Annotated in this window: 20 protein-coding genes and 1 tRNA gene; 5 read left to right on the forward strand and 16 right to left on the reverse strand. The window is 68.7% G+C overall.

Annotated elements, in window-relative coordinates; all coding sequences use genetic code 11:
* Positions 1–9 precede the first annotated feature (9 nt).
* The 6 genes from SM754_RS01130 to SM754_RS01155 form a co-directional block, all read right to left on the reverse strand.
* Positions 10–696 carry a P-loop NTPase gene (locus SM754_RS01130; RefSeq protein ID WP_501993743.1) on the reverse strand — a complete coding sequence of 229 codons (687 nt, stop codon included), beginning with the start codon at positions 694–696 and terminating at the stop codon, positions 10–12.
* The gene (locus SM754_RS01135; protein ID WP_323674379.1) at positions 693–1,166 is read right to left on the reverse strand and encodes a DUF7857 domain-containing protein; all 474 of its coding nucleotides are present in this window, start codon (positions 1,164–1,166) and stop codon (positions 693–695) included. Before SM754_RS01135 ends, SM754_RS01130 begins: the two co-directional genes overlap by 4 nt.
* A gap of 86 nt (positions 1,167–1,252) precedes the next feature.
* Positions 1,253–2,113, reverse strand: a complete 861-nt coding sequence (locus tag SM754_RS01140) for a DUF7856 family protein (protein WP_501993724.1) — start codon at positions 2,111–2,113, stop codon at positions 1,253–1,255.
* Positions 2,110–2,448, reverse strand: a complete 339-nt coding sequence (locus tag SM754_RS01145) for a DUF7855 family protein (RefSeq protein ID WP_323674381.1) — start codon at positions 2,446–2,448, stop codon at positions 2,110–2,112. The genes SM754_RS01140 and SM754_RS01145 overlap by 4 nt, the downstream gene beginning before the upstream one ends.
* 66 nt (positions 2,449–2,514) lie before the next feature.
* On the reverse strand, positions 2,515–2,796 hold the full coding sequence (locus SM754_RS01150; protein WP_323674382.1) for a DUF7854 family protein: 282 nt from the start codon (positions 2,794–2,796) through the stop codon (positions 2,515–2,517).
* Complete coding sequence (locus tag SM754_RS01155; protein ID WP_323674383.1) at positions 2,797–6,309, reverse strand: LAGLIDADG family homing endonuclease; 3,513 nt, start codon at positions 6,307–6,309, stop codon at positions 2,797–2,799.
* 141 nt (positions 6,310–6,450) lie between these two features.
* Here SM754_RS01155 and SM754_RS01160 point away from each other — a divergent pair, with 141 nt between their 5' ends.
* Positions 6,451–7,575 carry an alpha/beta fold hydrolase gene (locus tag SM754_RS01160; RefSeq protein ID WP_323674384.1) on the forward strand — a complete coding sequence of 375 codons (1,125 nt, stop codon included), beginning with the start codon at positions 6,451–6,453 and terminating at the stop codon, positions 7,573–7,575.
* A 71-nt stretch (positions 7,576–7,646) separates the two neighbouring features.
* Complete coding sequence (locus tag SM754_RS01165) at positions 7,647–7,988, forward strand: hypothetical protein (RefSeq protein ID WP_323674385.1); 342 nt, start codon at positions 7,647–7,649, stop codon at positions 7,986–7,988.
* 73 nt (positions 7,989–8,061) lie between these two features.
* Here SM754_RS01165 and SM754_RS01170 read toward each other — a convergent pair whose 3' ends face one another.
* Together SM754_RS01170 and SM754_RS01175 are read right to left on the reverse strand one after the other, a co-directional pair.
* The gene (locus SM754_RS01170) at positions 8,062–8,697 is read right to left on the reverse strand and encodes a type IV pilin domain-containing protein (RefSeq protein ID WP_323674386.1); all 636 of its coding nucleotides are present in this window, start codon (positions 8,695–8,697) and stop codon (positions 8,062–8,064) included.
* Positions 8,698–8,817: 120 nt separating this feature from the next.
* Positions 8,818–9,285 (reverse strand): hypothetical protein, encoded by a 468-nt coding sequence (locus tag SM754_RS01175; protein ID WP_323674387.1) that lies wholly within the window; start codon positions 9,283–9,285, stop codon positions 8,818–8,820.
* 89 nt (positions 9,286–9,374) lie between these two features.
* On the opposite strand from SM754_RS01175, the gene SM754_RS01180 reads away from it, so the two are divergent.
* Positions 9,375–9,749: a hypothetical protein gene (locus SM754_RS01180; RefSeq protein WP_323674388.1), complete on the forward strand. Its 375-nt coding sequence runs from the start codon at positions 9,375–9,377 to the stop codon at positions 9,747–9,749.
* A gap of 78 nt (positions 9,750–9,827) precedes the next feature.
* Entirely contained in the window at positions 9,828–11,219 is a 1,392-nt protein-coding gene (locus SM754_RS01185) for a PAS domain-containing sensor histidine kinase (RefSeq protein WP_323674389.1), read from the forward strand.
* Between the two features lie 32 nt (positions 11,220–11,251).
* On the opposite strand, the gene SM754_RS01190 is transcribed toward SM754_RS01185, so the two are convergent.
* From SM754_RS01190 to SM754_RS01215, 6 genes are all read right to left on the reverse strand, one after another.
* Positions 11,252–12,511, reverse strand: coding sequence for a right-handed parallel beta-helix repeat-containing protein (locus tag SM754_RS01190; RefSeq protein ID WP_323674390.1), 1,260 nt, complete (start codon positions 12,509–12,511; stop codon positions 11,252–11,254).
* Positions 12,512–12,752: 241 nt separating this feature from the next.
* Positions 12,753–12,825, reverse strand: a tRNA-Pro gene (locus SM754_RS01195).
* 49 nt (positions 12,826–12,874) lie between these two features.
* Complete coding sequence (locus SM754_RS01200) at positions 12,875–14,764, reverse strand: SLC13 family permease (protein ID WP_501993725.1); 1,890 nt, start codon at positions 14,762–14,764, stop codon at positions 12,875–12,877.
* Positions 14,765–14,878: 114 nt separating this feature from the next.
* Positions 14,879–15,586, reverse strand: coding sequence for a DUF7504 family protein (locus SM754_RS01205; protein ID WP_323674391.1), 708 nt, complete (start codon positions 15,584–15,586; stop codon positions 14,879–14,881).
* A 234-nt stretch (positions 15,587–15,820) separates the two neighbouring features.
* Entirely contained in the window at positions 15,821–16,561 is a 741-nt protein-coding gene (locus tag SM754_RS01210; protein ID WP_323674392.1) for a DUF7504 family protein, read from the reverse strand.
* 83 nt (positions 16,562–16,644) lie between these two features.
* The gene (locus SM754_RS01215; protein ID WP_323674393.1) at positions 16,645–18,699 is read right to left on the reverse strand and encodes a DEAD/DEAH box helicase; all 2,055 of its coding nucleotides are present in this window, start codon (positions 18,697–18,699) and stop codon (positions 16,645–16,647) included.
* A 128-nt stretch (positions 18,700–18,827) separates the two neighbouring features.
* On the opposite strand from SM754_RS01215, the gene SM754_RS01220 reads away from it, so the two are divergent.
* On the forward strand, positions 18,828–19,841 hold the full coding sequence (locus tag SM754_RS01220) for a hypothetical protein (protein ID WP_323674394.1): 1,014 nt from the start codon (positions 18,828–18,830) through the stop codon (positions 19,839–19,841).
* Positions 19,842–19,906: 65 nt separating this feature from the next.
* Here the strand turns inward: SM754_RS01220 and SM754_RS01225 are convergent, their stop codons facing one another.
* Positions 19,907–20,029: a hypothetical protein gene (locus SM754_RS01225; protein WP_323674395.1), complete on the reverse strand. Its 123-nt coding sequence runs from the start codon at positions 20,027–20,029 to the stop codon at positions 19,907–19,909.
* A 135-nt stretch (positions 20,030–20,164) separates the two neighbouring features.
* Complete coding sequence (locus SM754_RS01230; protein WP_323674396.1) at positions 20,165–20,545, reverse strand: cupin domain-containing protein; 381 nt, start codon at positions 20,543–20,545, stop codon at positions 20,165–20,167.
* Between the last annotated feature and the right edge of the window lie 8 nt (positions 20,546–20,553).

Below are 20,553 nucleotides of genomic sequence, written 5' to 3' on the forward strand. Positions count from 1 at the left end.
CGCGGCCGTTCAGCCTTCGGGGCGTGCTCGCCCGTCGGTCGCGCCGTCCGCGAGCGTCCGCGCGACCGACCCGAACGCGTCGACGGCCGGTGCGTCGGGGGCGTCGCGCGCGACGGGACGTCCTCGGGCTTGCGCGCTCGCGACGGCGTCGCTGTCGGGGACGGCGACCGCCGGTGCGCCGAGCGCGCGCGAGAACCGCGCGACGTCGAGGTCGGCGGGCGCACGGTTCACGACGACGCCCGCGAGTCCGGCGTCGAGCTCGCGAGCGAGCGCTCGCGTCCGCACCGCCGCCGGGACGGCGAACGCGGTCGGCTCGCAGACCACGCCGACGCGGTCCGCGACCGCGACCGCCACGCCCGCGTCCGCCGCCATCCCCGCCGGACAGTCCACGACCACCGCGCCGAACTCGCGCTCGACCGCCCGCAGCGCCGGTCGAAGTCGCCGAACGTCGCTCGCTCGCGCCCCCGCGAGCGTCCGACCGCACGAGAGCACGCGAACGCCGGCGACCGACCGAACCGCCTCCAGCGCGCTCGCCCGCCCCGCGAGGACGTCGTGGAGGTCCGGGCCGCGACCGCCCGGGAGGTCCGCCATCGCCAGGTCCGCGTCCACGACGACAGCCGACAGCGCGTCCGCGACGTTCAGCGCCACCGTCGACTTCCCCACGCCGCCCTTCCCGCCCGCGACCGCGAGGATCACGCGCTCCACCCGTCGTCGTCCGAGGACGCCACGCTCCCCGAGCACCCGCCGGCACCTGCCGGCCGCTCGCCCGCGGTCTCGCGCGGCGTCGCGGCGAGCGGCGGCGCGAACGACCCGAGCGCCCGCACCACGCCGTCGACGTCCGCGCCGTCGCGCTCCCCCGAGTCCGCGCGGAGAGGGTCGGTGGCGTCGACACCACCACGGCGCTCCGTCGCGACGCACTCGACGTCGACCGTCGACGCGGGCGTCGCGAACCCGACCCCGCGAACGCCGCCCGCGGCGACCGTCAGCGTCACGCCGTCGGCGTCCCACCCCGCCGCCGGCACGCCACGACGCCGCGGCGGCCAGAGCGCGCCCTCGCAGTCCACCGCCAACCGCACGCGCCGGCGCTCACTCGATCGGTTCTCCACGACGACCGTCGCGAACGTCACGCCGTCCCGGCGCGACCGCCGCACACTCACGTCGACCATACTCCGACCTGGCCGCGTCATCACTGATAAACGACGACGCGCTCGCGTACGGCCCGCGTCGCGGGACCGCGAGCAACGACCGCCGGTCAGTCCGCGGCGAGCACGACCGGCGCGTCGAGCGTGCGGCGTGCGGCGTCGACGTCGTCGAACCGGTCGACGCCGACGACCACCGGCGCATCGACCGCGGCGACGCGCGCGACTGCGAGCGCCGCGGTCGCGTCGTCGCCCGCGAACGACCCCGGCTCCGCCCCCGCCTCGTCTCGGTCACCGCCGGGAACGGCCGCGACCGCCTCGCGGAACGCCGGCCACGTCGCCGCGACGCGGTTCGCGCGCACCTCCCGCTCCAACCGTCCGACGCGGTCCGCCAACGACAACCGTCGGTCGCGCGCGTCCCGCGCCTCCCGAGCACGCTCGCGCTCCCGGGCGAGCGCCTGCTCGGCCGCGACCAGCTCGGTCTCGCGCTCGCTCGCGTCCGCCACCGCCGCCCGCAACCGCTCCCGGCCGACGTCCACGTCCGCGTCCAAGTCCTCGCGCGCCTGCACCGCACCGCGCGCCGCCGCCACGTCCGCCGACACCGCCTCGACGGCCGCCCGCGCCGCCGCCACCCGCTCGCGCGCCGCCGACACGTCCACCTCCGGAACCTCGACCGCGGCGAGCGACGCCCTCGCCTCCGACAGCGCGGACGCACCCTCGACGTCCACGTCGCGCGACCGCGCCGCGGCCGCCAGCGCCGCCCGCACGTCGACCGTCGTCCCGGCGCGCACGACGCCGACGTGCTCGAAGACGCACCCCGGCGGGTCGCACTCCACCCGCAACTCCCGGTCGCCGTCGACCGCGACCGACCCGCTGGCGCGAACCGCAGCCGCGAACGCACGCACTGGCACGGCCACGTCACGCACGTCGACCGCCGGCCCAGACCACGACGCCGACCCGTACGCGACCCTCACAGCTCCTGCTCGCGGAGCCGCTCCTTCGACGGCAGGTCCCGGCCCGCCGCGAACTTCGCGTACGGCGTCGACGGCGACTCCCGGTCCTCGTACGCGACCGCCGCCTCGCGAGCGTCCGCGAACGCGTCCTCGAACTCGTTCAACGGCATCGTCCGCTCCAGCTGGACGTCACCGCCGTGGCGTTCGCGCAACCGCAACCCGAGGAACGCCCCGAACGCCGTCGCCTCCAGGAGCGCAACCCGACCGAACCGACGGACGACGGCGTCCTCGTGTGCCCGACACGCGTTCCGGAGCGCCTGCCGCGCCGCCCGCGAGTACGTCACCACCAGTATCACTACCATTCACTCCAACCCCGTCCGAAAAAAGTGCTCCGTCACTCGTTCGACCGACGCCACTCCCGCCTAGGTCACGCGCTCGACCGACAGCACCCCGCCCTCGACGTCCACGAGGCCGCGAACCCGCTCGCGCGCCCCCACCGCGTCCTCGGCCACGACGACCACGCCCACCGCCACCTCCGGCCCCTCCACCACGCGATACGGCGCCACCCCATCGCCCTCGAACGACGACACGTACGTCCGCAACACGCCCTGCACCGTCCCCTCCAGCTCCGCGAACGAACACTCGCCGTCCTCGAACTCCCGGAGCGCGGTCTCGACGTTCCGTAACGCAGAGATCCGGTCCATCTACGTCGTCCGCAGGTGCTCGTGCTTGGGCTCGTACACCTCGCCCTTCTGCTTCAACTTGTCAATCTCGTGCTCGGCCTTGCTCGCGTCCATCCCGATCTCGTCCGCCCGATCCATCACCACGTCGACCGGCGCCCCGTCGTCGTACTCCTCCTCGATGTCCGCGATGAGCGCCTTCAGGTTCTTGATGCGGTCGCGCTGAGTCTTCGACTGCCCCGTCTCCACCACGTCCGCGTCGAACTCCCCGGTTTCGGGGTCCACGCCGATGTCCTGCAGGCACGACCGCACGATCTCGATGACGCGCTCCGAATCCGCCTCGTCGACCGTATCCGACAACCGCACCCTCGCAGAGGCCTCCGCCAACCGCACGATCGCCTCCAGCTGGCGCGCCGTCACCGGCACCGGCGAATCCTCGTCCTGCCCCTTCGACCGCAGGTCCACGTAGAAATCCTCGATCGCCTGCCGCGCCCCGTCGGTCATCCGCGGATGACAGTTCTGCTTCGCGTACGCGATGTACTTCCGCATCAACTCCGGATCGATGTCCGGATCGACGTTCGCCGTCACCGAATCGATCTCCTCGCTGGAGACGTCCACGTTCGTCATCTTCGTCCGCTGGGTCTCCAACTCCCCCGCGTAGTTCGTGTTCAGGATGTGCTGCGCGAGATTCCGGTCCTCCTCCTCGTCCGGCTGGTCCGTCACCGTGAAGATCAGGTCGAACCGCGAGATCAGCGCCGGCTCTAAGTCTATCTGCTCGCCGATCGGCTCGTACTGATCGAACCGCCCGTACTTCGGGTTCGCCGCCCCCAACAGCGAACACCGAGACTTCAACGTCGCGTTGATCCCCGCCTTCGACACCGAGATCTCCTGCTGCTCCAGGGCCTGATGCATCGCCGACCGGTCGTCCGGCGCCATCTTGTCCAACTCGTCCACCGCCGCGATTCCACGGTCAGCCAACACGAGCGCACCGGCCTCCAGCGACCACTGCTGGCCATCCCCGAAATCGTCGCGAACAGCCGCAGCGGTCAAACCCGCCGAGCTGGAGCCTTTACCGGACGTATAGACGGACCGCGGCGCAACGTTTTTGATGTACGACAGGAGCTGTGAGTTGTGCGAGATGACGCCGTTCGAGATGTACGTGTGCGTCCCGGCGACTTCGAGGTCGTACACCCATTCGTCGTCGGGTTCGTACGCCTCGACCGAGTCGATTCGGTCCCAGGTGACGTCACCTTCTGCGAGATGACGGAGTCCTGTAATAGCTGCTCTGAGGCTTCCACCATCGGCAGTCTGGCCCGCTGGCGTGGGGGCTGGTTGCTCGACGAGGGCCTTCTCGAATTCCTCGACGACGGTCAACAGACTCTCTCTGCTCGGGTTCCGGTCACCGCGCTCGTAGTGCTGGTACGTCGACCGTGGGAGACCACAGTCAGACTGGCTGAGTCCGAGCCCTTCACGAACGCGCCGACAAACCGCACCGACGTCCGGAATCACGTCCCGGTTCGTGTTCCCCGAGCCACTCGCGTATTCGTCGCCGACGGATTGCTTGCGGTCAGTCAGGAACCCGATCTCACGAACGTATCTCGCAGCCTCGAAGCCGCTGATTCGGAGCCGATGACTGCCGTTCTGGCGCGGATGGAGTTGACTCTGGATGCCAAACCGAAGGAGCAGACGCCGAACCCCTTCGAGGAGTTCGCGGCTCATCGACGCGACCGTTATCTCGCGTTGCGTCGACGTCACGTGACCCTCTCCTTCGATGAACGCTTGGAGGAATGCACGCTGGGTCTCTTCAGACGCCCGGAAGACCGGATCCGGTACCGTCTTCGACGCGGAGCCGTCGAGGAGAGATGGTTCGAGGTTTTCGAGGAAACTCGCGAACTCACCCGACGTGCACAGTATCTCGTGCGCAGCTTTGTGTTCTCGACTTTGTCGTTTCGACCAGTTGAGACCGAGTCGATCCAGGCTCCCGGCGACGGACTCAAGTACCTCTTTGTCGTTGTTCGTCACCGAGACGAATCCCGTGTTGTCGTCGCCGTACTCGATGTATCCCTCAGCGACGAGATACCCGACGAGCCGTGCCAGCCACGGCGTCCACTCGTCTGGCAAGTCGAGTCGAACTGCGTTCGGCGACTTCGACCGCCGGTACGAGACGTCGATTGCATCGTTGCTACCGACATCGAGTTCGCTCGGAGTGGCGACGAAATCACCCTCCGTAAGGCCGTCAGCTTTCACGGCCTCGAATCCGGCGTCGCTCTGTACGAACAGCGGATGCGAGGGCGTGACGTCGATCTCGCGGCCGCTGGACGTCCGTATTCGATACATCTTTCCGGGTGCTTCGCGCTTCCAGACCTTCGTCGCGGATTCCGTCGCGATGCCACCGTCGGGGTGGAGGGACGGCAGATCGAAGTCGGCGTGGTCCCAGACGCCGTCGTCGACGGGCTTCGGGTCGTCGAGGTTCGAATCGACGAGGTCGCGTATCTCGCGTTCGCTTCCGTCGGCGAGCGTCACGGTGGTGTCGCCGGCGACGCACTTCCCCGTACCCGGATCCCCTATCAATAGCATGTGGAGGTCGCCGCGGATGCGGGAGCCGTCGGGGAGGTGTTTGGTGACGCCGGAGAAGAGCTGGAGGATCATGGAGAGCTTCTCCTCGTCGTACCCGTAGATGCTGGGGGCGACGGAGGCGACCATCTTCTCGTAGATGTCGGGGTTGTTGGAGAGCTCGTAGATCGCTTCCTTGTCGGCGTCCGTGATCTCCATGTCCTCGAAGTCCTCCTCGTCGATGACGACGCTGACGCCGTCCATGTAGACGTCGAACACCGCGGACTTGTCCTGGTCGCTGCCCTGTTGTTCGAGGCGGAGGATGCCGGTGGCGGCGACGTGGTCGCCGGGGGTGACGTTCCCGGTGATATCGTCCTCGATCTGGACGTCGATCGCTTGCGGGGTCTCGCCGCCGCGCAGGCCTTCGGGTGATTCCTGGACGCGGAGTTTCTGGGAGTCGACGAACTCGGACTGGTCGTAGTTCAGGCCGAACGGGCCCTGGCGTTCGCAGCCGCCGCACTCGTGTGGTTCCTGGAAGTCGCCGCCGGACTGGGGGATGCGTGTGAGGGTGCCGCAGCGCTGGCATTCGAACGCGGCCTCCTGCATCTTCGGGCGGACGTCGGTGGCCTTGTTGACGGTGCCGCGGACGGTGACGAGCGTGTTGACGTGCCGGGCGCGGATCTCGCGGATGTCCGTGGAGTCCGGGAGCGGGTCCATGCGGACGTGCGCCTGCCCGAGTTTGACGTCGACGGGGAGGTCGTAGAGCCGGAGGGCTTCCTCGGCGTACCGCTGGAGTTGTTCGGGTTGGTTCTCGTAGTCGTCGGCGAGGTCGGGGTCGAACCGGTAGAGGTCGTCGTAGTCGATGTACAGCGAGCGCTGGTCGGTGGGGTAGTTCTGTGCGAGTTTCCCGATTTCGTCGCGATAGTATGTGCGGTAGAAGTCGAGGAACGCGTCGACGAGTTCGGAGTTGTCCCCTGCAGCCATTACACGCTTCTAGACGCGTGCCGACTCAAGAAGGTTCGCAAACCCGGGTGGAAGTGAACGCGCGGTCGAACGTGGGTGGGACAGCGGGATGCTGCCGGTCCGTCGTGACCGGGACCACGTGGTTTGAGGAGGCTGGTGTGCGTGCTCGAACGCGTGCAATCGTCGTTCGTCGACGCAGTTCGTGAGCGGGTACCGTCGTGGTCGCGCCGGCAGTGGGTGGGCGTGGTCGTCGCGGGCGTGCTCGCGGTGCTGGTGCTCGCCGCGGTCGGGTTCTGGGTGTACTTCGGTGTGCTGGGGTTCCAGGCGCCTGCGGCGGTCACGGAGTCGGTGCGCGCGAACCCGGACGTGAACGTCGAGCGCGCGTACGGCGGGTTCGTGGTGCGACCGACGGGTGAGCTGGACGAGGCGACGCGAACGACCGGTGACGGCCTCGGCGTGGTGTTCTATCCGGGTGGGCGCGTGGCGCCGGACGCGTACCTGTCGTCGGCGGCGCGCGTCGTCGAGGAGACGGGGGCGACGGTGTTCGTTCCGCGGATGACGGCGAACCTCGCGGTGCTCTCGCAGGGGAAAGCGAACGCGATTATCGAGGGTGAGGGCGAGGTGGAGACGTGGGTCGTCGGCGGGCACTCGCTGGGCGGGGCGATGGCGTGCCGGTACGCGAACGCGAACCCCGACCGCGTGGACGGACTCCTGCTCGTCGGCGCGTACTGCGACCGGCCCGTCGAGCGCATCCCGGCGCTCTCGGTGGTCGGCACGCGCGACGCGGTCCTCGACCGCGACCGCTTCCGCGAGACCACGGGGAACCTCCCCGCGAACGCGTCCGTCGTCCGCATCGACGGCATGAACCACTCGCAGGCGGGCTGGTACTACGGGCAGGCCGGCGGTCAGCCCGCGACCGTCACGTATCCGACCGCGCACGACCGCCTCGCGGCCGCCGTCGACGCGTGGGTCTGCGCCGAGTACGACCGCTGTTCGAGCGCGGGTGCGGCGAACGCGACGTCGCGGACCTCGGTGCCGCGGTCGTCACCGGCCGTCGTCGATTCCGCTGTGGTGGGTGACTCCCCGGTCGTCGTCGGTTCCTCGGTGGTGGGGGACTCGCCGGTCGTCGTCGGTTCCTCGGTGCTCGGCGCCGTGAACTCGGTGGACGGCGTTGCGCCGCCGTCGAGGGCCTCGACGTCGCTCTCCCAGAGTATCTGGGCAGTGTCGGCTGCTGGAGCGGTCCAGACGATGGTGAGGGGCGCATCCGCCGAGACCGTTCCGGTGTAGGTCACGGTCTCGCCGGCCGTCCACGCGTCGTTCGGCCAGGTGACGCCATCGACTGGGTCGCCGGTGGACTCGTGGGCGACCAGTTCGAGCGTCTCCGGGTCGAGCGCGTCGCCGCCGTCGTGCTGTATCTCGACGGTCTCGTCGCCGGTCCCCCAGCCGCCCGCGCCGGGGTCGGCGGACGCACTGAAGGCCACCTGGGGCGCACGTGGCCGGTCGTCGGACCATGGCGGGCCTCCCGGTTCCAGGACGTACGCGCCGACGAACGCTGCGACCGCGGCGGCGACGACGAGCGTCGCGGCGATTGCGGCGACTGCCTTGCGTTCGCGCGACCAAGCCCCGTCGTCACTCCAGTCGTCCTGCTCCGATTCGTCGTCCCACTGGCCGCGTCGTCGCGTCACGAGTTGCGCGTCTAAGCGACGCGTAAAGAAGACGGTGGCCGACCGGTGACGCTCCGATGGCCGGCAACGAGCGCTGGCGGCGCGCTCGCTATCCGCGCGCCTGAACGACCCAGGCTGCCGGAACTGCGGCTGGCGATACGAGCGAGCTCGCTGCCGACCGTGGTTCGAGTGCGTTCGTCGTCGCTCGCAGCGAGCGTTCGAGGAGGACCTTCCCGCTGGGCTCGTGGACGACGGTGACGTACACGTGCTCTCCCGATTTGACGTCCACAGCCCCGCTCTTGGTTCGGAACTGGATGTACTCACCGGCGGACCACTCGCCGTCGCTACCCGCGGGGTCGCTGCGAGAGAGCGCACCGGCGACACCGATACCTGCACGTCCGTCCCAGATGTTGTCGCCTTCGTAGTCACCCGCGCCGACCTTTTTGGTCGGAATACCGACGAGCCTGGACCGCTTCGGTGAGTCCGAGAACGACACGACGATCTCGAGGTCGGCGACGTCGACCGTGTCGCCGCCGCGGTGCGTGATGCGGACGGTCTGATCGGTCCCACCGCCCGTAACGAGGAACTTCGCGTCCGCGTTCGCGACCTGCGGCGCGGGTTGTTGCTCGACGCCTGAGAACTCGAGTGCGAACGAGCCGACGGCGGCGGCCATGATGACGGTCACCGCGACCATGAGGACGGCTGCGACGACCGAGGAGACGCCGCGTTCGCTTCGGGTGACCATACCGGTACTTGCCGTCGAGACTGAAGTTTCTTGCCGCTGATTGCCGACGGACGTGCGCGCTCCTGGACCTCCGCGAGCGTCCCGAGTGACTCCGACGCTCGACCGGTCGGGGCGGTCGAGTCAGTTCCTGCCCGCGGTCCAGGCGCCGAGAACCAGTCTGTTCTCGCCGTCGGCGCTCGTCCAGACGACGACGACCTCGGCGTCCGCCGGAACGACCCCGTCGTACGTCGCGCGTTCCCCGCGGTTCCAGCGGTCGCCGTCGGGCCACGTGACCCCGGTCACGCGATCGTCGGCGACGCGGAACGATAGTCGCGCGACCGCGATACTGTCGCCGCCGCGGTGAACGAACGTCACGGTCTCGTCGCCGGTCCCCCAGCCGTCGGTCCCGGGGTCGCCCGTTCCGTCCAGGGTCGCGGTGGCCGTGGGGTCCTGACAACCGCCGACGACCTGGCACGCGAGCGCGGGGGCGACGCCGCCGAGTGCGACGACGGCCACGGCGACGACGGCGAGCGCGACCCCGACACCGAGGACGAACTGCACGACCGGTGCGACGGCACGCGAGTCGACGAGGAGGGCGCGGACGTGCATCGAGTCACGGTCGACTTCTCACGCGGGCGGCGTACGTCTTGGGGCTCGCGCACCCAACCCTTATTTCGCGGTCCGGAGAACCGTCAGGTATGACCGACCCGAGTATCGACGTGAACGCCGGCCCGCGCGCACCCAACCAGACGTATCACTACTTCCGCGACGACGACACCGAGGAGCTCCTCGAGACGCGGTTCGCGTCCCAGCTCCCCGTCCCGGAGGTCGGCGAGGTCGTCGAGTTCGGGTCGCTCCCCATCGACCGGAGCGACGGCGACGCCCGCGCCGAAGGCGACCTCGCGGTCGACGACCAGGCGTACGTCGTCCGCGAACGCTCCTACCAGTACGTCACGCCCGAGTTCCCCGCCGACGACCCCGCGAGCGACCAGGAGATCACCATCCTCGGCGTCAACCTCTACGTCGACCCGTACGACGCCGAGGAGACGTCTACCGACGGCGTCGACGACTGACCGACCCGTTCGACGCATAAGGAACCGGATAGTTTGCCGACGAACCTATACACCTCCAAGCTCCTACGGTCCTAGTCAATGGTCTCGTCCGGGTCGCTCGACACCCTCCTCGATCTCGCCCAGGACAAGATCGTCGTGATCGACGAGGACGGCGTCATCACGTACGCGAACGAGGCGGTCCGCCGAACCCTCGGGTACGACCCCGACGAGTTCCGCGACACGAACGCGTTCGACTACGTCCACCCGGACGACGTCGACGTCGCCCGCGCCGCGTTCGAGGACATCGTCGACGCCGAGACCTACACCGAGACCACCGTCACGTACCGGTTCCGGCACGCCGACGGGTCGTGGGTGACGTTCGAATCCCTGTTGTCGAACTGCACGAACGACGAACTCGACGGGTTCGTCGTCAGTTCGCGCGACGTCACCGACCGCGTCGCCGCGGAACGCGACCAGCGCCAGACCACCTCGCGCCTCCGGGAACTCGCCGCGACCACGGGCGACGTCCTCTGGATGTTCAGCGCCGACTGGACGGACCTCCTCTTCGTCAATCCCGCGTACGAGGACGTCTACGGCGGGCGTACGGCGGAGCTCCGCGCGAACCCCGCGTCCTTCCTCGATACCGTCCATCCCGAGGACGTGCCGCGCGTCGAGGAGGCGATGGTTGCACTCACCGGCGGCGACTCACAGAGCATCGAGTACCGCGTCGACCCGACCGACGGGTACGGGACGTGGGTGTGGGTGGAGGCGGAACCGATATTCGAAGACGGCGAGGTCGTCCGCATCACGGGCTTCACGCGCGACGTCACCGACCGTCGGCGTCGTGAACGGCAACTGTACGTGATGGATACGCTCCTCAGGCACAACCTCCGGAACGACCTCACGGTCGTCCTCGGCGAGGCGCAACGCATCGCGAGCAAGCACCCGGACGCTGCCACGCACACCGAGGTCATCCGCGAGACCGCGCAAGCGCTGCTCGCCAGCGCGGAGAAAGGCCGGACGCTCATCGAACGCCTCGACGTCGACGCGTCTAGGCACCGCGTCGACGTCGTCACCGCCGTCGACGAGTCCGTCGCGCGTATCACCGAGCGCTATCCGGACAGTACCGTCGACGCGGAATGCCCCGAGTCGGCCGTCGCGCGCTGCGTCGACGGGCTCGACCTCGCCATCGCCGAACTCCTCGAGAACGCCATCCGTCACAACGACGACCCCGACCCGACCGTTCACGTCACCGTCGCCCGAACCACCGACGCCGTCATCGTCACCGTCACCGACGACGCCACACCCATCCCCGGCATCGAAGCGAACGTCCTCACCGGCCACCACGACATGAGTGAGGTCTACCACTCCAGCGGCCTCGGGTTCTGGCTCGTCTACTGGCTCGTCGAACGCTCCAACGGCCACATCACCGTCGACTCGGACGAGAGCGGGAACCGCATCCAGGTGACGTTCGACCGCGCCACAGACTGAACCCGCGCACTCGCCCCGACGGGCACGGCCGTTCACGGCCGCCCGCGTCGCCGAACCGCGAGCACCACCCCGAGAATCGCGAGGACGCTCGGGACGACCCCGAACCCCGAAGTCGACGCGCTGTCGTCGCCGTCACCGGGAGCTGACGCAGTCGCGAGCGTCGTGCTGGCGGTTCGATTCGTCGCTGGCTGGTCGGTCGTCGTGCCGGTGGTGCGATTCGTCGCTGGCGGCCACGCTGTCAGCGCCTTCGAGCAATCCACGTGCCCGGTGCACGCCTCGCCGTCGGTCGTCGTTCCGTTCCCGAACCAGTTCCGCGTCCCATCCCCCTCGCGGACCGCACCCGTCGCATCGATTCCCGTCTCCGCCGCGTCCACGAACCGACTCGTCGACACCGACCACGAACCGTTCGTGCTCGACGCGTCCACGCCCACGCCCTCCGCGAGTGGCGGCTGCCAGAAATCGTACCGGCTCGACGGTGACACGTTCCGGAACACCGACCGGCGCACGCTCCAGTTCCCGCTCGCCTCGACCGCCGCCAAACCCACGACCGCCCCGCGGACCGTGCTCTCGACGACACGCCAGTCGCCACGCGAGTGCGACGCCGCCACGCCGACGAAATCGGCGTTCATCACGGTCACGTTCGACAGCGTCCAGTCGCCCGTCGACGACCCCGCGTCGACACCGTGCGCTTCTGTCACGTTCCGAATCACCGAACGCTCGACCGTCCAGTTGCCCGACGCCATCACGGCCTCCACGCCAGCGCCGGAATCGCGAACCGTCACGTTCGACACCCGCCACGTGCCGGACGACCCCACCGCAATCACACCCCCACCCGGCGTCCCCACGATGGTCGTGTTCGCGACCCGCCACTCGCCCGACGTCCCCCACGCCCACACCCCGACGTCGAACGCCGCGATACGGAACCCCGACACCACCGGCGCCGCGTCGCGCTCGATACGCACCCCCGACTCGCCGCGATTGCCGGACAACCCACTCCCGTTCAGCGTCGCTCCACGCGGCGCCACGAGACGCACGTCCTCGCGAACCGTCACCGACTCCCGGTACGTCCCCGGCCGCACACGCACCGTATCACCGTCCGACGCCGCACGCACCGCCGGCTGGACCCGCTGGAACTCGGCCCCGCCGTCGGCGTCCACCACCAGCACCTCGCCACTCGATGCCTCGCCATGCGACGCTCCACCACTCGACGCCTCGTTCGCTACCGCAGGCACGCTCGCGGCCGCAACCACGACCACGAACACGACGACCACGACCGAACGAACACCGCTCATACCTCGGCACACGACAGCCACGGAAAAGTGCCTACGGCAAACTCAAAGACAGCGTTGAATGGCCCCGTCTCACGGCCGACACCCCCTCGTCGAGCGCCAGGCACCGCTTCAGCGGCTCGCCGATCCGGTGCCCGCAGAAGTCGCAGCTTCGGTGTTCCTCGCGGTGGTCGACGCTCATGCAGACCACCCGCTCAGAACGGTCGAACTGTTAACTAATCGCTCAAAAAGTATCGATTCAGAGTGGGCTGGGCCAGATTTGAACTGGCGTCGCAGGCTCCCAGGGCCCGAAGTATACCAGGCTAACCCACCAGCCCTCGGTCGTACGTTGGCTGGGTTTGGTGGTAAGGGTTTCGTTCCGCGTGTTCAGGCCGGTGGTTGGAGGCCCCAGAGGAGGTAGATGCCGAGGGTGGTGACGACGGCGAAGATGGCTTGGAGTGGGGTGCCGATGCGGAGGTAGTCGGTGAAGCGGTAGCCGCCGGGGCCGTACACGAAGAGGTTCGTCTGGTAGCCGACGGGGGTCATGAACGCGGTGCTGGCGGCGAACGTGACGGCGAGGATGAACGGGTACGCCCAGGCGTCGAGGGTGACGGCGGCTTCGGCGGCGACGGGGATCATGAGGACGACGCTGGCGTTGTTGCTGATGACGTTCGTGAGGGCGGCGGTGAGGACGTAGAAGAGGCCGAGGATGACGACGGCGGGGAGGACGTCGGCGGCGTCGACGAGGAGGTCGGCGACGAGTGCGGCGGCGCCACTGGTCTCCATGGCGATGCCGAGGGGGATGACGCCGGCGAGGAGGACGATGACGTCCCATTGGACGGCGTCGTAGATTTCGCCGGGTTTGAGGCAGCCGGTGAGGACCATCGCGAGTGCGCCGGCGAGGGCGCTGACGACGATGGGGAGGATGCCGGCGGCGGCGACGCCGACGACGGCGGCGACGATGCCGAGTGCGACGGGGATCTTGGATTCGCGCCAGTCGTGGCGTTCGATCTCTTGGGCGACGATGAAGTCGCGGTTCGCGTCCATGCGCTCGATGCTGTCGGCGGTGCCTTGGACGAGGAGGGTGTCGCCGACGCGGAACTGGACGTCGTCCATGCGTTTCCGGAAGAGCTCGTCGCCGCGGCGGAGTGCGAGGACGGTCGCGTCGTAGCGCTGGCGGAACGTGGACGTGCGGAGGCTCTCGGCGACGAGTGAACTCCCGGGTGCGATGACGATCTCGACGAGGTTCTCGGCGCCTTCGGCGGTCTCGAGTTCGGCTTCGTCGACGGTGACGTCGGCGAGGAGGTCGAGGCCTTCGGTGTCCATGAGGTCGACGAGGGTGTCGCGGTCGGTGCGGACCGCGAAGACGTCGCCGGCTTGGATGGTCTTCGGGGCGAGGGGTTCGAGGAAGACCTCGTCGCCGCGGATGAGCTGGACGAGGTCGACGTCGAAGTCAGTCTGGAGGAGTGCGTCCCTGACGGTCTGTCCGACGATTGGGGAGTCCTCGCGGACCTGGACTTCGGTGAGGTAGTCCGCCATCCGGAACTCCTCGGTGAGGTCGGCCCTGGGTTTGACGCGTTCGGGGAGGAGGTAGCGGCCGACGGTGAAGAGGTACGCGAACCCGACGACGGTGACGATCGCGCCGAGGGCGGTGAACTCGAACATACTGAAGCCGCCTTCGAGACCGGCGAAGCGTACGTCGTCGGCGACGTAGAGGCCGGCAGCGAGTTCGCTCGCGAGGATGTTCGTGCTCGTGCCGATGAGGGTGAGGGTACCGCCGAACATCGACGCGTAACTGAGGGGGATGAGGAGCTTGCTCGGGGAGGTCTTGCCGTCGTGTGCGAGGTCGGTGACCATCGGGAGGAGGATGGCGACGGCGGCGGTGTTGTTGATGAAGCCGCTGATGGGGGCGACGAGGCCCATGGTGGCGCCGAGCTGGCGGTTCTCGTCGTCCTTGGTGAACGCGGCCATCTTCCGGCCGAGGATGCCGACGATGCCGGTTCGCTGGACGCCCTCGGAGAGGATGAACATCGCGAGGACGGTGATGGTGGCGGTGCTCGCGAACCCGCTGATACCTTCCTGTGGGGTGACGAGCACGACGCTGTCGGCGATGACGCCGAGCGATTGGAGGTACTGGCTGCCTTCGGAGACGACGAGGAGGGCGACGACGACGCCGAGCGCGGTGATGTCGACGGGGACGACTTCGGTCGCGAACAGTGCGAGTGCGCCCGCGATGACGAGGAAGACGACGAGTATCTCGGGCGTGAGTGCGACCACGGCAGTGTGGACGGAGGTCGCTGCCTAAAACCTAGGGAAGCCGGCCGGACCGGTGGCGGTCGGCGTGAGCGCGGGTGCGCTTCCACGGCGGTGGTCGTGAGGGGGTGCGACGGGTCAGTCGGGGAGGGCGTCGGTGATGTCGTCGTCGCTGGCTTCGCTCGTCGAGCGGTGCGTTCGAGCTTCGCCGTCGTCGCCGACGGCGCGTGCGACGTCGTCGTCGCTCGCGGTGTCGCTGCTCGTCGGGATGAGCGCGTCGAGCTCGACCTCCTCGTGGACGATCTCGTCGAAGAGCTGTTCGAACGTGAGGTGGGTGCGTTCGGGGACGCGGTCGGGGTCGACGTGGACGTGCGTGGTCGCACCGACGGTCTCGAGACGGTCGGTGAGGACGTGGAGGAACTCGAAGACGGCTTCGGCGTCGTTCGCGTCGAGGAGGTCGCCGAGGCCGTCGATGCAGACGCCGATCTCGTGGCCGCGGTCGTTCCAGGCCCGACAGAATCGACTGATAGATTGCCCGACGGCGCGGAGGTCGCCGGCGTCGGCGACGTGGGCTTCGGCGAGGGGGTCGTCGTAGTCGGGTTCGTCGGCGTGCGCGCCGACGGTCTCGCCGACGACGACGATACCGCGTTTGTGGGGTTGTCGACCCATCCCGACGGACCCGAACCCGACGCGGTCGGTCGCGTCGACGGGGAACGTGACGAACAGCTCGGCGCGGTCGCTGGCGGCGGCGACGTTCATGAGGTCGTCGCAGTGTTCGCCGTCCTCGTCGTCGAGGGTCTCGTCGACGAGCAGGACGGCTTTCTCTGGTTCGGTTCGGTCGGTCATCGGATGCCCCGGTCGGTGTCCGGTTCGTAACGACTCACGGAGACCGTAAGTAAATGGTTTCCGGCCCGAGAGCTCCGCTACGGTTATCTCTGTTGGTTATCTGGCTCTGGTGACGTTGGGTATCCATGCCGCGGTGGTCGGTCGTTCGAGTCGGGGTGGAGAACGAACCGGACCGCCGCGACGGTCGCCGGAACCGACGCGTCGAATGCCGGGGAGCGGAGGTCGACGACCGCGTCAGAGGCGGTCGGCGAGGGTCTGCTCGATGTCGTCGTCGGTCGCCTCCGTCACGTCGTCCGGTCGGTCGTACGCGTCGCCGACGATCGAGTACGACGCGTCCTCGCTCCAGTCCTCGGCGAGCGCCGCGATCTCGTCGTCGCTCGCCTCCTCGTAGTCGACGTCAACCGTCGACGCCGCCGTCTCCTCACCGACGACCTGATCGAAGATCGACTGGAACGTCGCCACCGTCTCCTCCGCGTGCCGCTCCGGGTCGAGGTGGAAGTGCGCGGTCGCGTCCACGGACTCCAGACGCTTCGTGAGGACGTGACAGAACTGGAAGACGACCTCCGGAGACGTGTACTCGAGGAGCGCGGAGAGCGAATCGAAGCAGACGTAGATGTCGTAGCCAGTGTCGTCCCAGCGCTGGCAGAACTCGCTGATCGACGTCCCGAGCCGCTGGAGGTTCGTCGGGTCGGCGATGGCGTCCTGCGCGACCGCTCCCGTGAAGTCCGGGCCGCCGCCGCTGGCTGCGGACGCCGACCGCATCACGTCCCCGACCGAGACGAGGCCCTTCTTCGCGGGCTGCATCCGCGTATGATCGCCGAACCCGCCGTCCTCCGCGGACTCGCTCGGGTACGTCACCGTCAGCTCCGCGCGGCGATCGGGGTCCCCCTCGTCGAGGCAGCCCGTGCACGTCTCCACGTCGTCGGACGTCACGAGCACGTTACACGCGGCGTCGTCGATGTCTACAGATCCCATGTTCCAACCCCGGCCTGCGTTGTTAGAAAATTGAGATGCGTCGCCTTGATACTTCTGGCCCCCTCCTGCCGCTCGACTCGCGGCTACAGGTTCGCGTCCTTCAGTTCGATATCAGCCACGATATCGTAGGGGTGCGCGTCCTTCCGGACCCCGTCGAGGATGGTGAACGCGTCCCCGGGCGTCAGGAAGTGCGTGCAGACGACGCGACCGATCGGCGTCGGCTCGAACCCGTCGATGAACTCGAACTCGAGGAGCTTCCCGAGCGCGTGCTTCGTCGGGATGTCCCCGAGCATCCGGTCGTTCAACCGCTTTGCGTCCGTGCCACCGACGGCGACGTTCGCGAGCGTCTCCTCGACCGCCCCGTCCTCGTCGTACTCCGTGAGGACGTCCTCCATCTCGCCTTTGAGGAGCTTGAACGCGACCTCGTCCTCCGTCATCTCCATCGAGTTGTGGTACGCGCAATCGGGTTCGACGAGCACGTACACCTTCCCGCGGTCGTGGTAGTCCGGGCGGCCCGCGCGACCGAGCATCTGCTCGAACTCCTGGACGGAGAGCCACTCGATGCCCATCGCGAGCGTGTCGAAGATGACCTGGTTCGCGGGGAAGTCCACGCCGGCCGCGAGCGCCGCGGTCGTGACGACGGCGGCGAGGTCCTGGTTCCCGAACTTCCGTTCGACGGTCTTCCGTCGCCCGTAGTCCAGGCCCGCGTGATACGGCGCCGACGAGTACTCGAGCTTCCGAGAGATCTCGTGGCAGCGCCGGCGCGAGTTCGTGAAGATGATCGTCTGTCCGCGATACCCCTTCGAGGACTCCCGGTCGAACTCGCGTTTCACGAGCCGGTTCTCTATCTGCGGTTTCTCCTTCCCGCTCGCGAACGTCACGTGCCGTTCGATCGGTACCGGGCGTTCCTCGAACTCGACGAGGTTCGCCTCCAGGCCCGCGGCGAGCTCGCGGGGGTTCCCGACGGTCGCCGAGAGGTACACCCACTGCGCGCCACCGTACTCCGACCGTCGCTCCTGGCGGTTCTCGCAGTAGTACTTCAGGCGCGAGATGAGTCCGTCCAGCCGATGGCCGCGCTCGGGCTCCTTGAGCGTGTGGACCTCGTCGATGACGACCGTCCCGATGTCCCCGAGGTCCTTCCCCGTCCGCAGGGCGTGGTCGATGCCCTCGTACGTGCCGACGATGACGTCCGCCCCGGGGTCGAACTGGTTCCCGTCGTCGTTGATGCGGCTCGCGCCGACGCGGATGGTGACGTCGACCATGTCGCCGTACCGGTCCTGGAAGTCCTCGTGCTTCTGGTTCGCAAGCGCGACCAGCGGGACGAGAAAGAGCATCTTCCCCTGCCCGTTCAGCACGCGGTCCAGGCCGGTGAGCTCGCCGACGAGGGTCTTCCCGGTCGCCGTCGCGGAGACGACGAGCTGGTCTCTCCCGTCGAACAGCCCGTTCTCGACGGCGAGACTCTGCACGGGCAGCAAGGTGTCGAACCGGCCTTCGAGGTGGTCCTGGATGCCCGGGTGGAGGTCGAGGGTGTCGACGTTGACGAGGTCGATGTCGTCGGTCGTCGCGGAGATCTCGTCGAACTTCGTCAGGTCCGGGTCGAGCTGGCCCTCTAGGAGGTTCTTGATGCGGCCGAGGTCGCGGACGTCGACCATGAGCTCCTCGAGTCGGTCCTTCGCGTCCGCGGTGAACTCGCCGTGGAACGCGAGCTCCTGTTCGAGCTCCGCGCGAGCGCAGTCCGGACAGATCTCGTCGCGTCCGGCCTTGATGGCGGTGTCGCTCGTGACGGGCGAGTACCGGCCGTCGGTCGCGCAGTACCGGCACGTGCGGACGACCTTCGCGGAGAGCTGGTAGCCGTCGAGGAGGTCGCGGATCTCGTCGCGCGCCCGCTGACTCGTCTGTTCGCTGATGCGGATGCGGTCGGCGCGACGCGCCAGGTCCACGAACTCGTCGGGGGACCTGGGGTCCTCGCTGGAGCCGTCGACGACGCGGAACTTCCCGGGGCGCGGGCCCGCGCTGGTCTCCTTCGGTTCGAGCTTCCCGCGGAGCGCACGCTCTCCACCCGACTCGACGACGACGTCGTACCGGTCGCCGCGCTCGTGGAGGAACAGCGTGTCGACGCGCTGGACCTGCTGTGACACGCGAGAGCGTACTCGACCCGGGTATTTCAGGTTCTCGGAGTCACGCTAGCGACCCGCAGCCTCGGCTCCGGGTGGGGCGGCGTGGCCGAACACAAGACGTTTGCCGGTTTGCTGGAACGTTCCGGACGATGCCGTCCTCTCGACGCACCCTCCTCCGTTCGGCTGGCGCGCTCGCTGCAGTCACCGCGACCGCGGGCGCTGGATGCGTGAGTATCGGGTCGAACGACAGGTACGTGCTCCACGCCGACGACGTCGATGGCTCGCTCGCCAGCAGGTTCGTCGTCCCCGACCCGACGGCGGTCCGCGCGGACACGCGGCTCGACTTCGACGAGGCGACGAAACGCGAGTGGCTGGACGAACTGTTCGATGCCGGGCGCGTCACCGCGGTCCAGTGGCCGCTCGTCGAACCGGACGAGTGGGGCGACGACGTCCGTCCACGACCAACCGTCCTCCAGCACGAGGGCGCGTTCCACGCGGTCACCACCGAGCGGATCCGTCAGGTCGAGCGCGACCGCTGGCTGTTCGCGACCACGCGGACCGACGAGGAACCGCCCGGGGACGCGACCGTCCGGAGCGAGCCGTTCGACTCGCTCTCCGAGCGCGACCGCGAGATACTCCAGTCGGCGCTCGACGCCGTGTACGCCGGCAACGACGGTTTCCTCGGGGAACCGGAGATCGACGGGCTCCGTCCCGTCCAATATCACCGGGACGTGTCGGCGGCCGCGAGCGACCTCGTCCCCGACCCGCCGTTCGAGTACGTCGACTACTACGACGAGACGTTCCGCGTCGTCGCCCGACGGCGAACGGTGACGGTCCCGGAGCGGACGTTCGCGGTCGAGCGCGTCGCGGAGACGCGCAGCGAACTCGAGGACTACCTCGAGGAGACGGTCCCCGAGGCCCGGTTCGACGAGCCGTCAGACGCGGTCCGCGAGGTGCTGGACGCGGCCGTCAGCGAGTCGGACGGGGGGCGCTACGAGGAGGCCCCGCCGCTCTCCGACGCGCTTTCGACGGTCGTCGACGCGCTCGGGATGGGGGACGACCTGCGGCCGTTCGGCGAGTACGACGAGCGCGTCGACTTCCGGCACGCGGTCGCGTCCTACGACGGCGACTGGTACGTGTTCAACCTCTACCTCGATATCTGACCGAGGCGGTCGCTGGTGGTCGTCGTCGCGGGGCGTGGCCAACGTGCGGCCGGCGTTCGCGGCTGTCAGTCCTCGTCGCCGCCGTCGGCGCGCAGGGCGTCGTCGCGACCGCCGAACCCGAAGACGGCGCCGAACAGCGCCAGCCCGGTTCGGGCGCGCGTGGTCCGGGGCGAGTCTCGCTCGTTCATACGATTTAGGTTGCCCTAAACGGACAAAAGCGTGCCGGTCGCGACCGGCCCCGGCCCGACCTCGATGCTCCCACTACTCGACGAGTTCGATGGTGTCGTCGCCGCTACTGCACGAGTTCGATGGTGTCGTCGCCGCTACTGCACGAGTTCGATGGTGTCGTCGCCGTTCGGCACGACGCAGACGAACGCGCCCGCCTCGTCGCTCTCGTTCCGATACCAGTGCACGACGCCCGCCGGGATGAGGAGCGAATCACCAGCAGCGACCTCGTACTCCTCGTCACCGATACCGACCACGTACTCGCCCTCGAGCACGTACTGCTCGTGCTCGACCGCGTTCGTGTGCTCGGGGACCTCGCTCCCCGATGCGAGCGTGAACCGCCGCATCGCGAAGTTCGGCGCACCGTCGGACTCGTCCAACAGGACGCCCTTCTCGAGGCCCGCCGCCGCGTCCACCGCCTCGTACTCCACGTCTCCCGCGCGCCGAACCACCGGCGTCGCCTCCTCGCTCTCGCTCATGCCCGACC

This window comes from Halorubellus amylolyticus (genome assembly GCF_034808145.1).
Lineage (GTDB): Archaea > Halobacteriota > Halobacteria > Halobacteriales > Natrialbaceae > Halorubellus.